At 63.1% G+C, this 16,063-nt stretch carries 14 protein-coding genes; 8 read left to right on the forward strand and 6 right to left on the reverse strand.

Annotated features, from left to right (window positions below; all coding sequences use genetic code 11):
- Entirely contained in the window at nt 1–1,269 is a 1,269-nt protein-coding gene (locus C4N04_RS20325; RefSeq protein ID WP_106796865.1) for a DNA repair exonuclease, read from the forward strand.
- Nucleotides 1,269–4,742, forward strand: coding sequence for an AAA family ATPase (locus C4N04_RS20330; RefSeq protein ID WP_096763202.1), 3,474 nt, complete (start codon nt 1,269–1,271; stop codon nt 4,740–4,742). Before C4N04_RS20325 ends, C4N04_RS20330 begins: the two co-directional genes overlap by 1 nt.
- 15 nt (nt 4,743–4,757) lie before the next feature.
- Here the strand turns inward: C4N04_RS20330 and C4N04_RS20335 are convergent, their stop codons facing one another.
- Together C4N04_RS20335 and C4N04_RS20340 are read right to left on the reverse strand one after the other, a co-directional pair.
- On the reverse strand, nt 4,758–5,180 hold the full coding sequence (locus C4N04_RS20335) for a type II toxin-antitoxin system VapC family toxin (RefSeq protein ID WP_096763203.1): 423 nt from the start codon (nt 5,178–5,180) through the stop codon (nt 4,758–4,760).
- Nucleotides 5,177–5,431 carry a type II toxin-antitoxin system Phd/YefM family antitoxin gene (locus tag C4N04_RS20340; protein WP_004677292.1) on the reverse strand — a complete coding sequence of 85 codons (255 nt, stop codon included), beginning with the start codon at nt 5,429–5,431 and terminating at the stop codon, nt 5,177–5,179. The genes C4N04_RS20335 and C4N04_RS20340 overlap by 4 nt, the downstream gene beginning before the upstream one ends.
- Before the next feature lie 177 nt (nt 5,432–5,608).
- Here C4N04_RS20340 and C4N04_RS20345 point away from each other — a divergent pair, with 177 nt between their 5' ends.
- The gene (locus tag C4N04_RS20345) at nt 5,609–6,523 is read left to right on the forward strand and encodes an acetamidase/formamidase family protein (protein WP_096763204.1); all 915 of its coding nucleotides are present in this window, start codon (nt 5,609–5,611) and stop codon (nt 6,521–6,523) included.
- Between the two features lie 16 nt (nt 6,524–6,539).
- On the opposite strand, the gene C4N04_RS20350 is transcribed toward C4N04_RS20345, so the two are convergent.
- Nucleotides 6,540–7,442: a proline iminopeptidase-family hydrolase gene (locus tag C4N04_RS20350; RefSeq protein ID WP_106796949.1), complete on the reverse strand. Its 903-nt coding sequence runs from the start codon at nt 7,440–7,442 to the stop codon at nt 6,540–6,542.
- A gap of 61 nt (nt 7,443–7,503) precedes the next feature.
- Complete coding sequence (locus C4N04_RS20355) at nt 7,504–8,301, reverse strand: LuxR family transcriptional regulator (protein ID WP_037146061.1); 798 nt, start codon at nt 8,299–8,301, stop codon at nt 7,504–7,506.
- A gap of 129 nt (nt 8,302–8,430) precedes the next feature.
- On the opposite strand from C4N04_RS20355, the gene C4N04_RS20360 reads away from it, so the two are divergent.
- From C4N04_RS20360 to C4N04_RS20380, 5 genes are read left to right on the forward strand one after another with little or no spacing between them, the layout of a single operon-like run.
- Complete coding sequence (locus tag C4N04_RS20360) at nt 8,431–9,321, forward strand: proline iminopeptidase-family hydrolase (protein ID WP_106796866.1); 891 nt, start codon at nt 8,431–8,433, stop codon at nt 9,319–9,321.
- Between the two features lie 51 nt (nt 9,322–9,372).
- Complete coding sequence (locus C4N04_RS20365; RefSeq protein WP_106796867.1) at nt 9,373–10,311, forward strand: ABC transporter permease; 939 nt, start codon at nt 9,373–9,375, stop codon at nt 10,309–10,311.
- Nucleotides 10,308–11,159 carry an ABC transporter permease gene (locus C4N04_RS20370; protein WP_077994156.1) on the forward strand — a complete coding sequence of 284 codons (852 nt, stop codon included), beginning with the start codon at nt 10,308–10,310 and terminating at the stop codon, nt 11,157–11,159. Before C4N04_RS20365 ends, C4N04_RS20370 begins: the two co-directional genes overlap by 4 nt.
- A complete protein-coding gene (locus C4N04_RS20375; protein WP_106796868.1) occupies nt 11,156–12,865 on the forward strand; it encodes an ABC transporter ATP-binding protein in 1,710 nt (569 codons plus the stop codon). The genes C4N04_RS20370 and C4N04_RS20375 overlap by 4 nt, the downstream gene beginning before the upstream one ends.
- Before the next feature lie 19 nt (nt 12,866–12,884).
- The gene (locus C4N04_RS20380; RefSeq protein WP_096763209.1) at nt 12,885–14,399 is read left to right on the forward strand and encodes an ABC transporter substrate-binding protein; all 1,515 of its coding nucleotides are present in this window, start codon (nt 12,885–12,887) and stop codon (nt 14,397–14,399) included.
- Nucleotides 14,400–14,479: 80 nt separating this feature from the next.
- Here the strand turns inward: C4N04_RS20380 and yghU are convergent, their stop codons facing one another.
- Nucleotides 14,480–15,358, reverse strand: coding sequence for a glutathione-dependent disulfide-bond oxidoreductase (yghU, locus tag C4N04_RS20385; RefSeq protein ID WP_106796869.1), 879 nt, complete (start codon nt 15,356–15,358; stop codon nt 14,480–14,482).
- 318 nt (nt 15,359–15,676) lie between these two features.
- Complete coding sequence (locus C4N04_RS20390) at nt 15,677–16,057, reverse strand: cupin domain-containing protein (RefSeq protein ID WP_096763211.1); 381 nt, start codon at nt 16,055–16,057, stop codon at nt 15,677–15,679.
- Nucleotides 16,058–16,063: the final 6 nt, after the last annotated feature.

Raw genomic sequence — 16,063 nt, forward strand, 5'->3', positions numbered from 1 at the left:
ATGGCTTATCGTTTCGTCCACACTGCCGATCTCCATCTCGACTCTCCGCTTCGGTCGCTGGCGCTTCGCAACGCCGAGCTGGCCGATCTCGTGAGTGACGCCAGCCGGCAGGCGTTGATCGTGATCGTCGACCTTTGCATCGAGGAGCAGGTCGATGCACTCGTTATCGCCGGCGATCTCTATGACGGGGAGCAGACGTCGATGAAGACGGCGCGCTTCCTGGCTAGCCAGCTGGAGCGGCTGCACCGGGCGGGGATTGGTGTCTTCAAGATTCGCGGCAATCACGATGCGATGTCGAGGATCGCCAGGGAACTGGTGATGCCCGATACGGTGAAGATCTTCGGCGGCCACGCCGAGGCCGTGGAGGCGACGAAAGGCAGCCTGTCGATCGCAATCCACGGTCTGAGCTTTGCCAAGCCGCAAGCGCCGGACCCGCTTCTGCCGAAGTACAAGCCGCCGGTGGCGGGAGCGGTCAATATCGGCATCATGCATACGAGCCTTGCCGGATCTGCCGGCCATGACGTCTATGCGCCCTGCAACGTGCTCGACCTTCACGCCTCGGGATTCGACTACTGGGCGCTCGGGCATCTTCATCAGCGGAGCCAGTATCCCGGCACGGCGACGATCATCATGCCGGGCATGCCGCAGGGCCGCGACATCAACGAGTCGGGCGTCAAGACCGTGTCGCTGGTGACCGTGGCGGATGACCGGACGGTGACGGTCGAGGAGCGGCGCACCAGCATCGCGCAGTTCGAGCGCGTCGATGTCGACCTCACGGGTGTCGATGATTGGCGTGATGCGGCCATGGCGATCGAAGCGGCACTTGCGGGGCAGCGCGACCATACGGCCTCGCCACATCTCGTCACGCGCCTCAGGCTTTCCGGCCGCACGCCGCTCTCCTGGCAGCTTCGCCGCGATGTCGACCTCATGCAGGCGGAAGCCGAGCAGCGCAGTGACCGGATCGGCCGGACCTGGATCGAGAAGCTCGAACTCGCCTTCGAAGCGCCCTCGATCCTCGCAGCCGAGTCCGCCGCCGATCCCGTCATTGAACTCGGCGCGCTGATGCGGGACGAGGTCATCGCCCGCAGCGGCTTTCGCGACGATGTAAGGGAGATGGTCAGGGACCTGCTCGCCGACCTGCCGCCCGAGAGCCGGGCCTTTGCCGGCCATGACGAGGCGGGTTTCGAATGCTTCATCGACAGCCTTCTCGCCGACGGCGCCGAGGACATCACCGCCCGGATGAAGGCCGCGGAGCGGGGAGACAGCTGATGCGCCTGCGCCGTCTCGACCTCATCCGTTATGGCAAGTTCACCGACCACTCGATCGACTTCGGCCCGGTCCGACCGGATTCGCCCGATCTGCACATCGTCTATGGCCTCAACGAAGCGGGGAAGTCGACCACCTTCGCCGCCTACCTCGATCTGCTCTACGGCATAGGCGAGCGCAGTACCTACAATTTCCTGCATCCCTACAATACGATGAAGGTCGGTGCGCGGCTGGAATTCGGTGGCGCGGAGCACGAGCTGGCGCGGCTCAAATTGCGGACCGGCAGCCTCGTCGATGATCGGGGACAGGCTGTGAACGAGGCGCTGCTCGCCGGCGCGCTCGGCGGCGTCGGCCGCGAGGCCTATCGCACCATGTTCTCGCTCGACGACCAGTCGCTCAAGGAAGGCGGCAACGCCATCATCCAAAGCAAGGGCGAGCTCGGCGAGTTGCTGTTCTCGGCAAGCTCGGGCCTCGCGGGCCTCAGCCGTTCGCTGGTGACGGCCGTCGACGAAGCCAATGGAATCTACAGGAAGCGGTCGTCGAGCACGAAACTGGCGGAACTCAAACGCTCGCTCGAAGCGCTGAAGGCCGAGCGCAATGCCATCGACACGCTTGCCTCCACCTATTCGGGCCTGAAGTCGACCCACGAGCAGGCCGACGCCGCCTATGCCGCGACGACGCGGGAACTGGCCGAGGCCAAGGCCCGGCACCAGGAGCTGACGCGTCTTCTCAGCGCCCTGCCGGCGGCGCTGGAACTCCGGCGGCTGGACGCCGATGCAGCCGGCATGGGCGACCTGCCGCGGCCGCCGGCCGAATGGTTCACACTGCTGCCGCAGCTTTTCCGCGACGAGACGCGGCTGCAGGCGCTTGTCGAAACCGCCGACCGCATGCTGCGCCAGCTTGCCGACGAGATCGAGGCGATCACGATCGACGACAAGGCGCTGGCGATCGCTGCGCATATGGACATGCTGGATCAGGGTCGGGCGCGCTATCTCGCGGCTGAGAGCGACCTGCCGAAGCGCCGGCTGGCGCTGGCCGAACAGGAAGGCGAGCTGGTGCGGCTGCTGGCCGATCTCGAACAGCCTGGCCATACGACGCCCGAGGCGCTGCTGCTGCCCGCCTCGCTGATCGGCATCATCCGCGATCTCATCGAGCGACGTTCCGGCGTCGAGGCCAACCTGGCTGCCGCAGGCCGCGAACTGGTGCGAGCGCGCGAGAATTTCGAAAGGCTGAACAAGGAAGGCGGCTCGCAAAACGGAGCCGCGGTCGTCGATCCCGCGCGTCTCGGCCGCGTCGAGGCCGCCCTTGGCCGGCTGACGGGATCTGACCTTGCGGTGCGGCTCACCATGGAAGAACGCGCACTCGCCCAGGTGAAGCGAATACAGGAGAAGCAGTTCGCACAGCTTGCGCCCTGGACAGGTGATGCTGTCGCTCTGCAGCGGACGAGCGCGGCGGAGCCTCGGCAGGCCGAGGCCTGGCGTGGCCAGGCGATCTCCATCGACAAGCGGATTGCCGATCACGAGGCACGGCTGCGCGATCTCGGCACCGAACAGGCGCTGACCGAAGCCCGGATCGCGGCTTTCGTCGCCGGCGGTTCGATCGACGATGCCGAGGCCGCGAGGCTGCGCGACGAACGCGATGCCGCCTGGCAGGCGCATCTTGCCAGCTTGAATGCCGCCACCGCCCGGACATTCGAGGAGCGGATGCGCCAGGACGATGTCGTGTCCGCCGGCCGGCTGTCACGCGCGCAGGAACTTGCCGAGCTGCGTCAGCTCCGCCTGACCGAAGCGGCAACGGCGGCAGCGATCGAACGCCAAAGGGAATTGCTTAGAGAGGCGCGGGCCGAACATGATGCGCTTGCCGAGCGCATCCGTGGCCTCCTGCCCGAGGCAATCGAATATGACGCCGAAGCTGCGGCGCGCATTGCAGCACTCGAGGCATGGAGCACCAAGCGAGCCGCGGCGCTGGCCGCCTGGGACGATCTGCAGCGGGCCGAAGAGGCGGTAGACGTGCTTCGCTGCGAACTGGACAGCCATGCCGCAACGCTTGCGGCGAGCCTTGCAGATGCAGGCCATGGTGACGCCGAGGATCTGCCGGTCGCCGCGCTGATGCAGGCGGCGAGCGATATGCTAGCCGCCGGCAAAGCCGAACAGGCGGCGCGACAGGCGCACGAGAAGGCGATCGGCGATCTCGACCGCGATGTCAGGGAACGTGACCGCGACCGGCAGGAGGCGGAAGCCGCGGTCGCGGCCTGGGACCGGGAGTGGGCGGAGGCGCTGTCGCGAACCTGGTTTGCCGACAAGGCCGGTTCGTTGGCTGCCGTTCGCGCCGTGCTGGATGCGCTCGCCACACTGCCCGCCATCCTGAAGGAACGGGATGACCTCGCAAGCCGCGTTGCGGCGATGGAGCGCGACCAGGAGCAATTCCGCGGGGATATTGCCGCTCTTCTCGCAGAGTGCGGCCTCAGCCGGTTGGCATCCGATACACTCGCCGCCGTCAATGCGCTGGTGGAACGCCACGAGGCAGCCCGGCATGCGGCGCAGCTTCGGGCAGACCGGCAGACCGATCTCGACAAACATTTGGAGAAACGACGGGCGCTGGAGGAGGAACTGGCCGTTCACAATGCCCGCAAGAATGAACTGACGGGTTATTTCGGCACGGACTCGCTTGCCTCAGTCGAAGCATTCCTGAACCAGGCGCGGGAGCGGGACCGGCTGGAGGCACGCGCCGCCACCTTGCGCGGCCAGATCACCGAGGCATTGCGGGCGGCAAGTCTTTCCGAAGCCGAGCGCCGCCTTGCCGATATCGACGCCCATGCCGTCGAACGCGATGCGATCGAGCTTGGCGCCCGGATCGAGGATCTCACCGAGCGGGCGAAGCTTCTCTATTCCGACGTGTCGCTGGCGCGGCAGAAGCTCGAGGCCGTGGGCGGAGATGATGCGGTGGCGCGGATCGAAGCCAAGCGCCGAACCATCTTCCTCGAGATCGAGGAACTGGCCGTGCGGCATCTGACGCTGCGCGCCGGCACGCTGGCGGCCGAACAGGCGCTACGCATCTATCGCGAAAAACACCGCAGCTCGATGATGAACCGCGCATCGGAAGCCTTTCACCTGATCACCGGCGGCAACTATTCCGGCCTGACGACCCAGCCCGACCGGGACAAGGAAGTACTGATCGGCGTGTCACGCGACGGTGGCTCGAAGCTAGCGGACGCGATGTCGACCGGCACGCAGTTCCAGCTCTATCTCGCGCTTCGGCTGGCGGGTTACGAGGAATTCGCCGCGCTTCGCCCGCCCGTGCCCTTCATCGCCGACGACATTATGGAGAGCTTCGACAATCTCCGCTCCGAAGAGGTTTTCCGCCTGCTCGGCGCAATGGCAAAGGTCGGGCAGGTCATCTACCTCACCCATCACTGGCATCTCTGCGAGATCGCGCGGCACGTCGTTCCTGACGTCACCATACACCAGCTGCCATGACCGGACGCAAAGACATCAGCCCTGCCACGGATCCAGCACGACAACGCCCGCGCCTTCGAAATCCCTGATATTACGCGTAACCACGGTCAGGCCGAGAACCAGGGCGGTTGCGGCAATCAGAGCATCCACTTCATTGCGCCGATCCGGAATATGCAGATGCGCGCAGCGTGTGGCGATCGCGTCATCGACCGGCAGGATACGGCCGGCGAACGCCGGTCGTACCTGATTTTCCAGCCATGCACGCAGGCGAGCCCCCTGCGCCGCATCGCGGCGCTGCACGCCGAGTATCCCCCGTTCCAGCTCCAGGATCGTGATGGCGGAGATGCATAAGCTCGCGGTGTCTTGCGCCCCGGCCCATGCGATCACATTGGCATCTGCCTTGCCGTCTCCGACCTTACGCAATTCGGAAACAACATTGGTATCCAGCAAATATTTCAAGAGAGATCGACCCCGCGCGGGGCGATCTCAACACGAGGCGGGTCGAAGTCGATATCTGACAAACCCGGCATGAAGAGAGCATCGACCAGGCTGCGGCGCTTGCCGGTGAGGCGCTCGAATTCGTCATAGGTCATCAACACGTGGGATGGCTTGCCACGATCCGTAATGATGACAGGACCATTTTGCGCCGCCTTCTTTGCCCTGCTCACGTCGTGATTGAGTTCGCGGCTGGAAAGACTTGTCACGTTCATCACGCATCTCCATGTAGGTACATACCTACATATAGTATTTGAAGGATGCAAGGCAAGTCAGATCGCATGCCTCGGGCGTGTTGGCTTCCCAGGTAATCTCTGATCTAGTCTGGACTCTCCGCCGCGCAGACCAGCCGCGGCCCCCTGGCATTCGAAACGAGCGAGAGCTGTATTCTCATGACCACTCACCGCTTCATTCCGACGCGTTTTCACAATGTTCTCGGCTCACTTGCGCCGGCGCTGCATATCGCCGACGGCGATACGGTCGTCACCGAGACGCTCGACGCCGTCGGCTATGATAAGGACGGCATCCGGCGGACATCCGGTCCGAACCCGATGAACGGCCCGATCTTCGTGGATGGCGCCGAGCCCGGAGATGCGCTGAAGGTCGAGATCATCAGCATGGTTCCGACCAGGGGCACCGGCTTTACCCGGAGCATCGTCGCGGCCAATGTCATCGATCCCGAAACGGTTCGCGACCTGCCGTCGCGGGATATGGCGATCTGGGCCATCGACCGCGAAGCGCTGACCGTCCGGCTATCCGAGCCGGTCGCCGGCCTCGAAAACTTCGTTCTGCCGCTTGCCCCGATGATCGGCTGTTTCGGCGTGGCGCCCAGCCTCGGTCAGGCGATCTCGACGGCGACCAGCGGCGAATATGGGGGCAACATGGATTATCGCCTGTTCGGCCCCGGCACGAGCGTTCGTTTTCCGGTATCGACTCCAGGCGCGCTGTTCTTTCTCGGCGATTGCCATGCCGTGCAGGGCGATGGTGAGATCGTCGGCACCGGCGTCGAGACCACTTTCGAAGTCACGGTTCGGCTGACGGTGGAAAAGAAGGCCGGACTGGTCTGGCCGCGCGGAGAAACCGCCGAAGACATCTTCGCCATCGGCAATGCCCGGCCCCTCGATCAGGCGCTTCAGCATGCCACAAGCGAAATGCTGAATTGGCTCGCCTCGGATTACGGCCTCGATAGAACGGCGGCAAGCCATCTCTTGGGACAGGTGGTGCGTTACGACGTCGGCAACGTCTTCGATCCGGCCTATACGATGGCCTGCCGTGTCGCGAAGAAATGGCTGGTCCGCCGATCGTGACAAGCCGGCATCTGCTTCAGTCGTAGCGCGACAGAAAGCCGGAAACGGTCGCCAGGCAAAGCTGTTTTTCCTCGACATGAGGCATGTGGCTGGAATTTTCGAAGAGCACCCATTCGCAGCCGGGAACGCGTCCAAGGTAGGGCTTTACCACCAGGGGCGTCGCCTCGTCATATTTCCCCGAAATCAGCAGCGTCGGCGCCTCGATGCGGTCGAGCCGGTCTTCGATCGTCCAGTCCTTCATCGTGCCGATGACGTGAAACTCGGTCGGGCCGTTCATGTTGCGGTAGACGGTATTGTCCTCGTCCATGATCGCAAAGGTCCGCGCCACTTCCGGCGGCCACGGAACCACACGGCAGACATGGCGGTCATAGAAGACCCGTGAGGCGGCGATGTAGTCAGGATCGGTGAGGCTTCCCGCCAGTTCGTGTTTGAGCAATGTGTCCTGCACCTCTTTCGGCAGCTCCTTCCTCAGCCGGTTCGCTTCCGAAACCCAGGTGTGCATGTTGGCCGGCGAGTTGGCGATGACAAGCGCCTGCAGGCCTGGCGGCCGGCGTACCGCATGCTCGGCGCCGAGCATGCCGCCCCAGGACTGGCCGAGGAAGGCATAACGATGCTGGATGCCTATATGGGTAAGCAGCGCGTCCAGCTCTTCAAGAAACAGACCGACCGTCCAGAAATCCGGTCCCTTATCAGGAAGCCGGGTGGAATTGCCGTTGCCGAGCTGGTCGTAGTGGATGACCGGGCGGCCGTCGAGGGCGGCGATATCCTTGAAGGAATCGACATAATCATGTGTGCAGCCGGGTCCGCCATGAGCGACGACGAGGGGCAGCTTGCCGCTCTCCAGCGAGCCGGTGATGCGATACCAGGTGCGATAGTCGCGAAAGGGCAGATAAGCTTCATTCGTCGCGATTTCGGTCACCGGCGTCTCCATCTCTGGTCTGTTGAAGACCATAACGCGACGGTAGCGGCGACGGCAGCTATCACAAGTTATAGGGTGGCCAGGTCTGCGTCGGCCGTTCTTCGAGCAGGCGGTAATGGGTGGCGCGTACGACGGCCTGCGTGCGGTTGCGGGCGCCGAGTTTCTTTGCCGCGGCGTTGAGATGCATGACCACGGTCGGCACCGAACGGTCGATGATGCGGGAGATTTCCTTGGCCGAATAACCTTCTGCCGAATGGCGCAGGCATTCGCGTTCCCGCTCTGTCAGCCGAACCGTGCCGACGCTCCTCGCCTTCCGGTCGAAAAGCGAATAGGCGGTCTCGTGGAAGACATGGGCCAGCAGGTTGAAGTCGGCAATATAGCGGAGCGCATGCCGTTCGAAATCGTTGTTGCGGCCGAACCGGATGCCGGTGACGGTGGCATAGTCGCCGCGTGGCATGTGAACCGGGACGGTGACGCCGGTCGACATGTCGCGTTCGCTCAGATAGCGCGTCACCGGCGCGGTGTCCTCGCTCATGAAGCCCTTGATCAGCGTGTCGGCATCGGGATCGTAATTCCAGAAGAAGGGTGCGGAGGTGCGCAGCGCCACCTGCTGCACCGGATCGATGCGGAAATACCCGCGATCGAACCAGTAATCGTGCATGTCGTCCGAAATGTTCCTGAGCTTCAGTAGCGACGGTATCATGATCGCGCCGTCGAGATCGTAGGGCACCGGCGTATAGTCGTAGATCAGCGCCTCGAAGCCGATCTGCTTCATCGCCTCGAAGGCCTGGTCGATCCGGCCGTCCAGCGTTTCATGCGCTGTAAACTGCCGTCTGATCGTTCCAATGTCGTCAAGCATGGGCTGCTCCGGTTTCGACGTGGCGCCCTACCCTATCACTTCTTATAGCTGGCACGGAACGCGATTTCCGGTAAAAAATTAACCACGCCCAAATATTGAGCAAGTGAAAACCTTCTGCCGGAGCAGTCAATGTGGCGTGAAATACAGCCGGACGAGCGATTCGAGATCGATGTCGATGGCTATCGCGTCGTTGCCTACAGTTTCGGGACTGGCAGCGAGACGATTTTCTGCCTGAACGGCGGGCCGGGTCTGCCCTGCGATTATCTGCGCGAGGCGCATTCTTGTCTCGTCGACAATGGTTATCGTGTCATCGCTTTCGACCAGCTCGGCACCGGCGCTTCCGATCGGCCGGACGAACCCTCGCTCTGGACGATCGGCCGGTATGTCGAAGAGACGGAGACGGTGCGCAAGGCGCTGGGGCTCGGCAAGGTCCACATGCTCGGCCATTCCTGGGGCGGGTGGCTGGCGATCGAATATGCGCTGACTTACGCTCAGAACTTCAAGACCCTGATTCTCGAGGATACCGTCGCCGACATCCCGCATCTAATTTCGGAACTGGAACGGCTGCGCGCCGCACTCGGTCCCGAAACCGTCTCGATGATGCAGAAGCACGAGGCGCAGGGCACCTACAATCATCCCGAATATCTCGCCGCCGTCACCATCCTCAACTACCGCCATGTCTGCCGTCTGCCGGAATGGCCGGCGCCGGTCCGCCGCTCGCTCGACGACTGGAACATGGCGCCCTATGAGACGATGCAGGGGCCGAACGAGTTTCTCTATATCGGCAACCTCAAGGACTGGAACCGCATTGCCGATCTGCCGCGGCTGACGCTGCCTGTGCTGATCACTGCGGGAGAACATGACGAGCTGACACCGGCCTGCGCGCTGAGGATGAAGCTGGCGCTGCAGAATGCCGAGCTCAAGGTGTTTGCCAATGCCAGCCATATGCCATTCTATGAGAACCCGCAGGATTATTATCCGGCGCTTCTCGATTTCCTGGCCCGGCACGAGGCAGGCTGATGCAAGAGGGAGCGAACCGGAGCCGACGAAGACAAAGGGGCGATCGCCGTCATGCATCGCTATAAATTCGTTCTGACGCGACCGCTGCAGTTCCTGCCCGTCATTTTCGGCATCAGCGTCATCACTTTCATTCTGGTCCGCCTGATCCCCGGTGATCCCGCCCGCAACATCCTCGGCACGCGCGCGACGCCTGCAGCCCTTGCCAGCATCCGCGCCCAGTACGGCCTCGATCAGCCGATGTGGCTGCAATATCTCTATTTCCTCAAGAATCTCGCCAATGGCGAGATGGGCAAGTCGATCCTCTACAAGATCGACGTGCTGAAGCTGATCGTCACCCGCATCGAGCCGACGCTGGCGCTCGTCGCCTCCAGCGTCGTGCTGTCGGTGCTGATCGCGGTGCCGATGGCGGCGATCGCTGCGCGCAATGCCGGCCGTGCGCCGGATCATGCGGTGCGCATCGTCTCGACCTTCGGCATCGGTTTTCCGCCCTTCTGGCTGGGGCTGATGCTGATCATCCTCTTCAGCGTCGAACTCGGCGTGCTGCCGGTTTCCGGCTACGGCGCGACCATCGGCGACAAGCTTTCCCATCTTGTGCTGCCGAGCCTGACGGTGGCGCTGTCGCTCTCGACCGTTTTGACGCGAAGCCTGCGGGCGGCAATGATCGAAGCGCTGAAGTCGGATGTCGCGACGGCAGCGCGCGCCCGCGGCATGCCGGAAGGCATCGTCCTTTGGCGGCATGTGCTGCCGAATTCGCTGGTGCCGACGATCAACCTGCTTGCCGTCAATATCGGCTGGCTGATCGGCGGCACGGTGGTGGTCGAGAGCGTCTTTGCGCTGCCCGGCATGGGACAACTGCTTGTCAGGGCGATCTTTTCACGCGACTACATGGTGGTTCAGGGCGTCGCCATGGTCTTTGCCTGCGCCACCGTGCTCATCAATTTCATCGCCGACATCGTCACTGTCGCCGTCGATCCGAGGGTGAAGTTATGAGCGTCGAGGCGATCGTCCCTGCATCGCCCGGCTGGCGCAGGTTTTTCCGCAGGCGGCTGATGCTTGCCGTCGGTGCCGGCCTGTTGCTGCTTTTCGTCCTGCTGGCAGTCGGCGCGCCCGTCATCGCGCCCTACGATCCGATCATGCAGAATGCCGAGGTGCGGCTGCAGGCGCCTTCCTTGTTACATCCGTTCGGCACCGACAATTTCGGCCGCGATATCCTTTCCCGCGTCATCTGGGGCGCGCGCATCGACCTGCAGATGGCCCTGATCGGCGTCATCTTCCCCTTTCTGATCGGCACGACCGTCGGCACGGTCGCCGGCTTCTTCGGCGGCATCGTCGATGCGCTGTTCATGCGCCTCGTCGATATCATCCTCGCCTTCCCCTTTCTCGTGCTGATGCTGTCGATCATAGCGATCCTCGGCCCCGGCCTCGGCAGCTTCTACATATCGATGGCGCTGGTCGGCTGGGTGTCCTATGCGCGGCTGATCCGGGCACAGATGTTGGTGCTGAAAAGCAGCGACTATGCCGTTGCCGCCGTCAGCCTCGGCTTCAGCCGCCCGCGCATCATGTTCCGCCACCTGCTGCCGAATGCGATCGCGGGATCGATCGTCTTTTCGATGTCGGATGCGACGCTGGTGCTGCTCAGCGGCGCCGCCGTCAGCTATCTAGGTCTCGGCGTCCAGCCGCCGATCGCCGAATGGGGGGTGATGGTCGCGGAAGGACAGAGCTTCATCACCACCGCCTGGTGGATCACCCTGTTCCCCGGCCTCTCCATCGTCTGCCTCGCCTTCGGTTTCAGCATGCTGGGCGATGCGCTCGGCGAGTTGCTGGGGGTGCACGAATGAGCGGCTCCCTGCTGTCCGTGCGCGATCTCACAGTCAGCGCCCATCTCGATTCCGGCCCGCGCACGCTGCTCGACGCCGTCTCGCTCGACCTCGGCAAGGGCGAGGTCCTCGGTCTCGTCGGCGAGAGCGGCTCGGGCAAGAGCCTGTTCTGCCGTTCGCTGGTGCGGCTGCTGCCCTCTTCGCTCTTGAAGATCGACAGTGGCTCGGTGCTGCTCGAAGGGCGCGACCTCATGCGGGTCGACGACGGCGAGATGCTGAAGGTGCGCGGCGGTGAGATCGGCATGATCTTCCAGAACCCGACCAGCCATCTCGACCCAGTGATGCGGGTCGGCGAGCAGATCGCCGAGGGCATACGCTATCACGAGGGCCTCGGCGCCCGCGGGGCCCGCGCTGCTGCGACTGATATCCTGGCGCAGGTCGGTTTCCCCGATCCGAAGCGTCAGTACGACAGCTATCCGCACCAATTTTCCGGCGGCATGCGGCAGCGGGCGATGATCGGCGTGGCTCTCTCCTGCAATCCGAAGATCCTGATCGCCGACGAGCCGACGACGGCGCTCGATGTGACCATCCAGGCGCAGATCCTGCGGCTGTTGATCGACATTCGCGACCGGCGCGGCCTGTCGATCATTCTCATCACCCATGACCTCGGCATCGTCGCCCAGACCTGCGACCGCATTGCCGTGATGCGCGGCGGCAAGCTTCTTGAAGCGGGGCCGAAGCGGGCGATCCTGGCGCGGCCGCAGCATCCCTATACGATTAGCCTGATCGACAGCCACCCTTCGATATCGGGCGAGACTCCCGCGTCGTCGCCCGCGGTGGCGGACGCCGGCCGGCCGCCAGGACCATTGCTTGAAATCGACGATCTCCATGTGCGGTTCAGAGCCGGCGGCGGCCTGCTGAAGGGCGGCGCCAAGTCGATCAGCGCAGTTTCCGGCGTCAGCCTGCGGATCATGGCCGGGGAGACGGTCGGCATCGTCGGTGAGTCCGGCAGCGGCAAGAGCACACTTGCTCGCGCCGTGCTTGGCCTTACGCCGCTTTCCTCCGGCCATGTCACCTTCGACGGCGTCGATCTGGCGCTGCAGAAGGGTGCGGGCCTGGCAAAACTCAGGCGCGAGACGGCGATGGTCTTCCAGGACCCCTATAACGCGCTCAATCCGCGATTGACGATTGGCCAGATGCTTGCCGAGGTGCTGAAGGTGCAAGGCAAAGTGGCCAAGGCGGATATCCCGGCGCGGATCGACGCGCTGCTCGATCTCGTCGGCCTCGAACGCGAATTCGCCGGCCGCAAACCGCGCAGCATGAGCGGCGGCCAGTGTCAGCGCGCCGGCATCGCCCGGGCCCTCGCCGTCGACCCGAAGATGATCATCGCCGATGAATGCGTCGCCGCCCTCGACGTCACCATTCAGGCGCAGATCATCGAACTCTTCCGCGAGCTCACGGCGAAGATGAACCTGACGCTGATCTTCATTGCCCATGATCTCGCGATCGTCCGCAATCTCTGCGAACGCGTGGTCGTCATGTATCGCGGCGAGATCGTCGAGGAAGGCCGCTGCGAAGAGGTGTTCGCGCGGCCGAATCATGCCTATACGGCGGCGCTGATAGCCGCCATTCCCGACATCGATCCCGACAAGCCGCTGCTGCAGGGCGCCGGCGGCAAGGAGGATCTACAATCGATGCCGATCCAACCCGTCAAACGCATGCCATAACAACGAAGGGAACGAACTCATGACAAACAGGTGGAAATCAATCGGGCTCGCAGCCTTGCTCGCCGGCCTGACGCTCAGCACAAGCTATGCCGAAGCCGCCGGTGTGCTCACCATCGGCCGCCGCGAGGATTCGACGACGTTCGATCCGATCAAAACAGCCCAGAACATCGACAACTGGGTATTCTCAAACGTCTACGACGTGCTGATCCGCGTCGACAAGACAGGCACGAAGCTGGAGCCCGGTCTTGCCGAAAGCTGGACGGCCTCGGATGATGGCCTGACCTACACGTTCAAGATTCGCGACACGAAATTCTCGGACGGTTCGCCGCTGACGGCGGAAGACGCAGCCTACAGCCTGCTGCGCATTCGCGACGACCCCGCTTCGCTCTGGAGCGATTCCTACAAGGTGATCGATACGGCGGTGGCGACCGACGCGCATACGCTGACGATCAAGCTCAAGAACCCGTCAGCGCCGTTCCTGTCGACGCTGGCGCTGCCGAACGCCTCCGTCATCTCCAAGAAGGGCATGGAATCGCTGGGGGCCGACGCCTACGGTGAAAAGCCGATCGCATCCGGCGCCTTCGTGATCGAGGAATGGCGGCGCGGCGACCGGGTCATCCTGAAGAAGAACCCGAACTTCTGGCAGGCCGACCGCGTCAAGCTGGACGGCGTCGAATGGATCTCGGTGCCCGACGACAATACCCGCATGCTGAACGTCCAGGCCGGCGAGCTGGATGCGGCTATCTTCGTGCCCTTCTCCCGCGTCGAGGAACTGAAGAAGGATCCGAACCTCAATGTCGCTATCGATTCCTCGACGCGTGAGGATCATTTGCTGATCAACCATGCGCATGGCGCGCTCGGCAAGAAGGAAATCCGCCAGGCGCTGGATCTTGCGATCGACAAGAAGGCGATCGTCGATACCGTCACCTTCGGCCAGGGCACCGTCGCCAATTCCTACATTCCGAAGGGTGCGCTCTATTATTATGCCGACAATCTGCAGCGGCCTTATGATCCCGCCAAGGCCAAGGAGATGCTGGCGGCCGCCGGCGCCTCCGACCTGACGCTGAATTACGTGGTTCGCGCCGGCGACGAAGTCGACGAGCAGACGGCCGTCCTGGTTCAGCAGCAGCTGCAGAAGGCCGGCATCACCGCCAACCTGCAGAAGGTCGATCCGAGCCAGGAATGGGACATGCTCGTTGCCGGCGATTACGACATTTCGGTCAACTACTGGACCAATGACATTCTCGATCCGGACCAGAAGACCACCTTCGTCCTCGGCCACGATTCCAACAACAACTATTTGACCAACTATAAGAACGGGGCGGTGAAGGAACTGGTCGCCAAGGCGCGTCTCGAGCTCGACCCGAAGAAGCGTGAAGCGATGTATGTCGATCTGCAGAAGATGTCCAAGGACGACGTCAACTGGATCGACCTTTATTACAGCCCCTATATCAACGTCACGCGCAAGAATATCGAGAACTTCTACCAGAACCCGCTCGGCCGCTTCTTCCTGGAGGATACGGTCAAGAACTGAGTTCGGGCGGCATGCAAATGCTCCGTCGCCGTAAAGGCGGCGGAGCTTCATTTTTGCTGCGACACCTGGCTGGGGCGTGCTTACTCGGCGGCCGCCGCGAGCTTGTCCTGCGTCCTGGTGTCGAAGTCGCTGGCGTCGTGGCGTTCATGCAACTGGCCCGACGGTTCGCCGGAAGTCCGGTTGACCATGCGTCCGCGCTGCACGGCCGGGCGGCTGAAGATCGCATCGGCCCAGCGCTGGACGTTCTTATAGTCCTCGACCTGCAGGAATTCGGCCGCGCCGTAGGTCCAGCCCTTCACCAGCCCGCCATACCACGGCCAGATGGCAATATCGGCGATCGTATATTGGCTGCCGGCCAGATATTCGCTTTCCGCAAGGCGGCGATCGAGCACGTCGAGCTGACGCTTCACCTCCATGGCGAAGCGGTCGATCGCATATTCGATCTTCGTCGGCGCATAGGCGTAGAAGTGGCCGAAGCCGCCGCCGAGATAGGGCGCGCTTCCCATCTGCCAGAACAGCCACGACAGGCATTCTGCGCGCTCGCTTGGCTCAGTCGGCAGGAAAGCGCCGAATTTCTCGGCGAGATAAGTGAGGATGGCGCCGGATTCGAAGACGCGGATGGGCTTTTCGCCGCTGCGGTCCATCAGCGCCGGGATCTTGGAGTTGGGATTGACCTTGACGAAACCGCTGCCGAACTGGTCGCCATCGCCGATGCGGATCAACCAGGCGTCATATTCCGCGCCGCTATGGCCAAGCGCCAGCAGTTCCTCGAGCATGATCGTGACCTTCTGGCCGTTCGGCGTGCCGAGCGAATAAAGCTGCAGTGGATGACGGCCGATCGGGAGCGCCTTCTCATGCGTCGGCCCTGCGATCGGGCGATTGATGTTGGCGAACTGGCCGCCATTCGCCTTGTTCCAGGTCCACACCTTCGGGGGTACGTAATCGGAAGAACCGCTCATCTTTTCAAACTCCTGGCATTGGTCGGATAGAGCGCGGCGCCCGGTTGGACGGCCCGCATTTTCCTTGACATAGCAGAGGCGATGAGGGTTTGTCACAGGTCTCGGACCTGTTTCACGCAATCGTCAGAGTCTTGGCAAAGCTCAAGAATACGGCGGTTCAGGCGTCCGCTTCGGCAAGACGCCTGCCCGTTAAGGCCGAAAACAGACGTTCGCTGGCCGCCCACAAGGTGTCCCCTGGTCGGCGATGACAAACTGATCCGGCCTGGCCGTAGCTGACCCGCTCGCCGGGATCGGCCGTGCCGGGACGCAGCGTTCCGCTCAGGCCGCCCCGTCGCCTTCGTGATTGACCGCCGTCCTCGTGCCGGAGGAGAACATGATCAGGGCGAAGAGTGGTTCGGTGCCGAGGGCGCGCGCCCAATGGCGGACATTGCGGGGAATGCGGATCGCATCGCCTGCTTCGAGCTGGTAAAGGGCGTCGCCGAGCTTGTGCTCGCAAAGGCCGGAAACGACATACAGGATTTCCTCGCAGTCGGGATGCGAGTGCAGCTGGTTGCGCTCACCGGGATTGATGCGGCAGGTACCGAAGGTCATCTCGGCGCCGGGCGTGCCGTCGCCGGTGATCTTCCAGTTGAGTTCGCCCCATGTCGTCGGCATGAATTCGCCGCCGGCTTTCCTGAAAATGACATCTGTCTCGGTCAAGGCCGT

It is taken from the genome of Rhizobium sp. H4 (assembly GCF_003013335.1).
Classification (GTDB): Bacteria; Pseudomonadota; Alphaproteobacteria; order Rhizobiales; family Rhizobiaceae; genus Rhizobium; species Rhizobium sophoriradicis.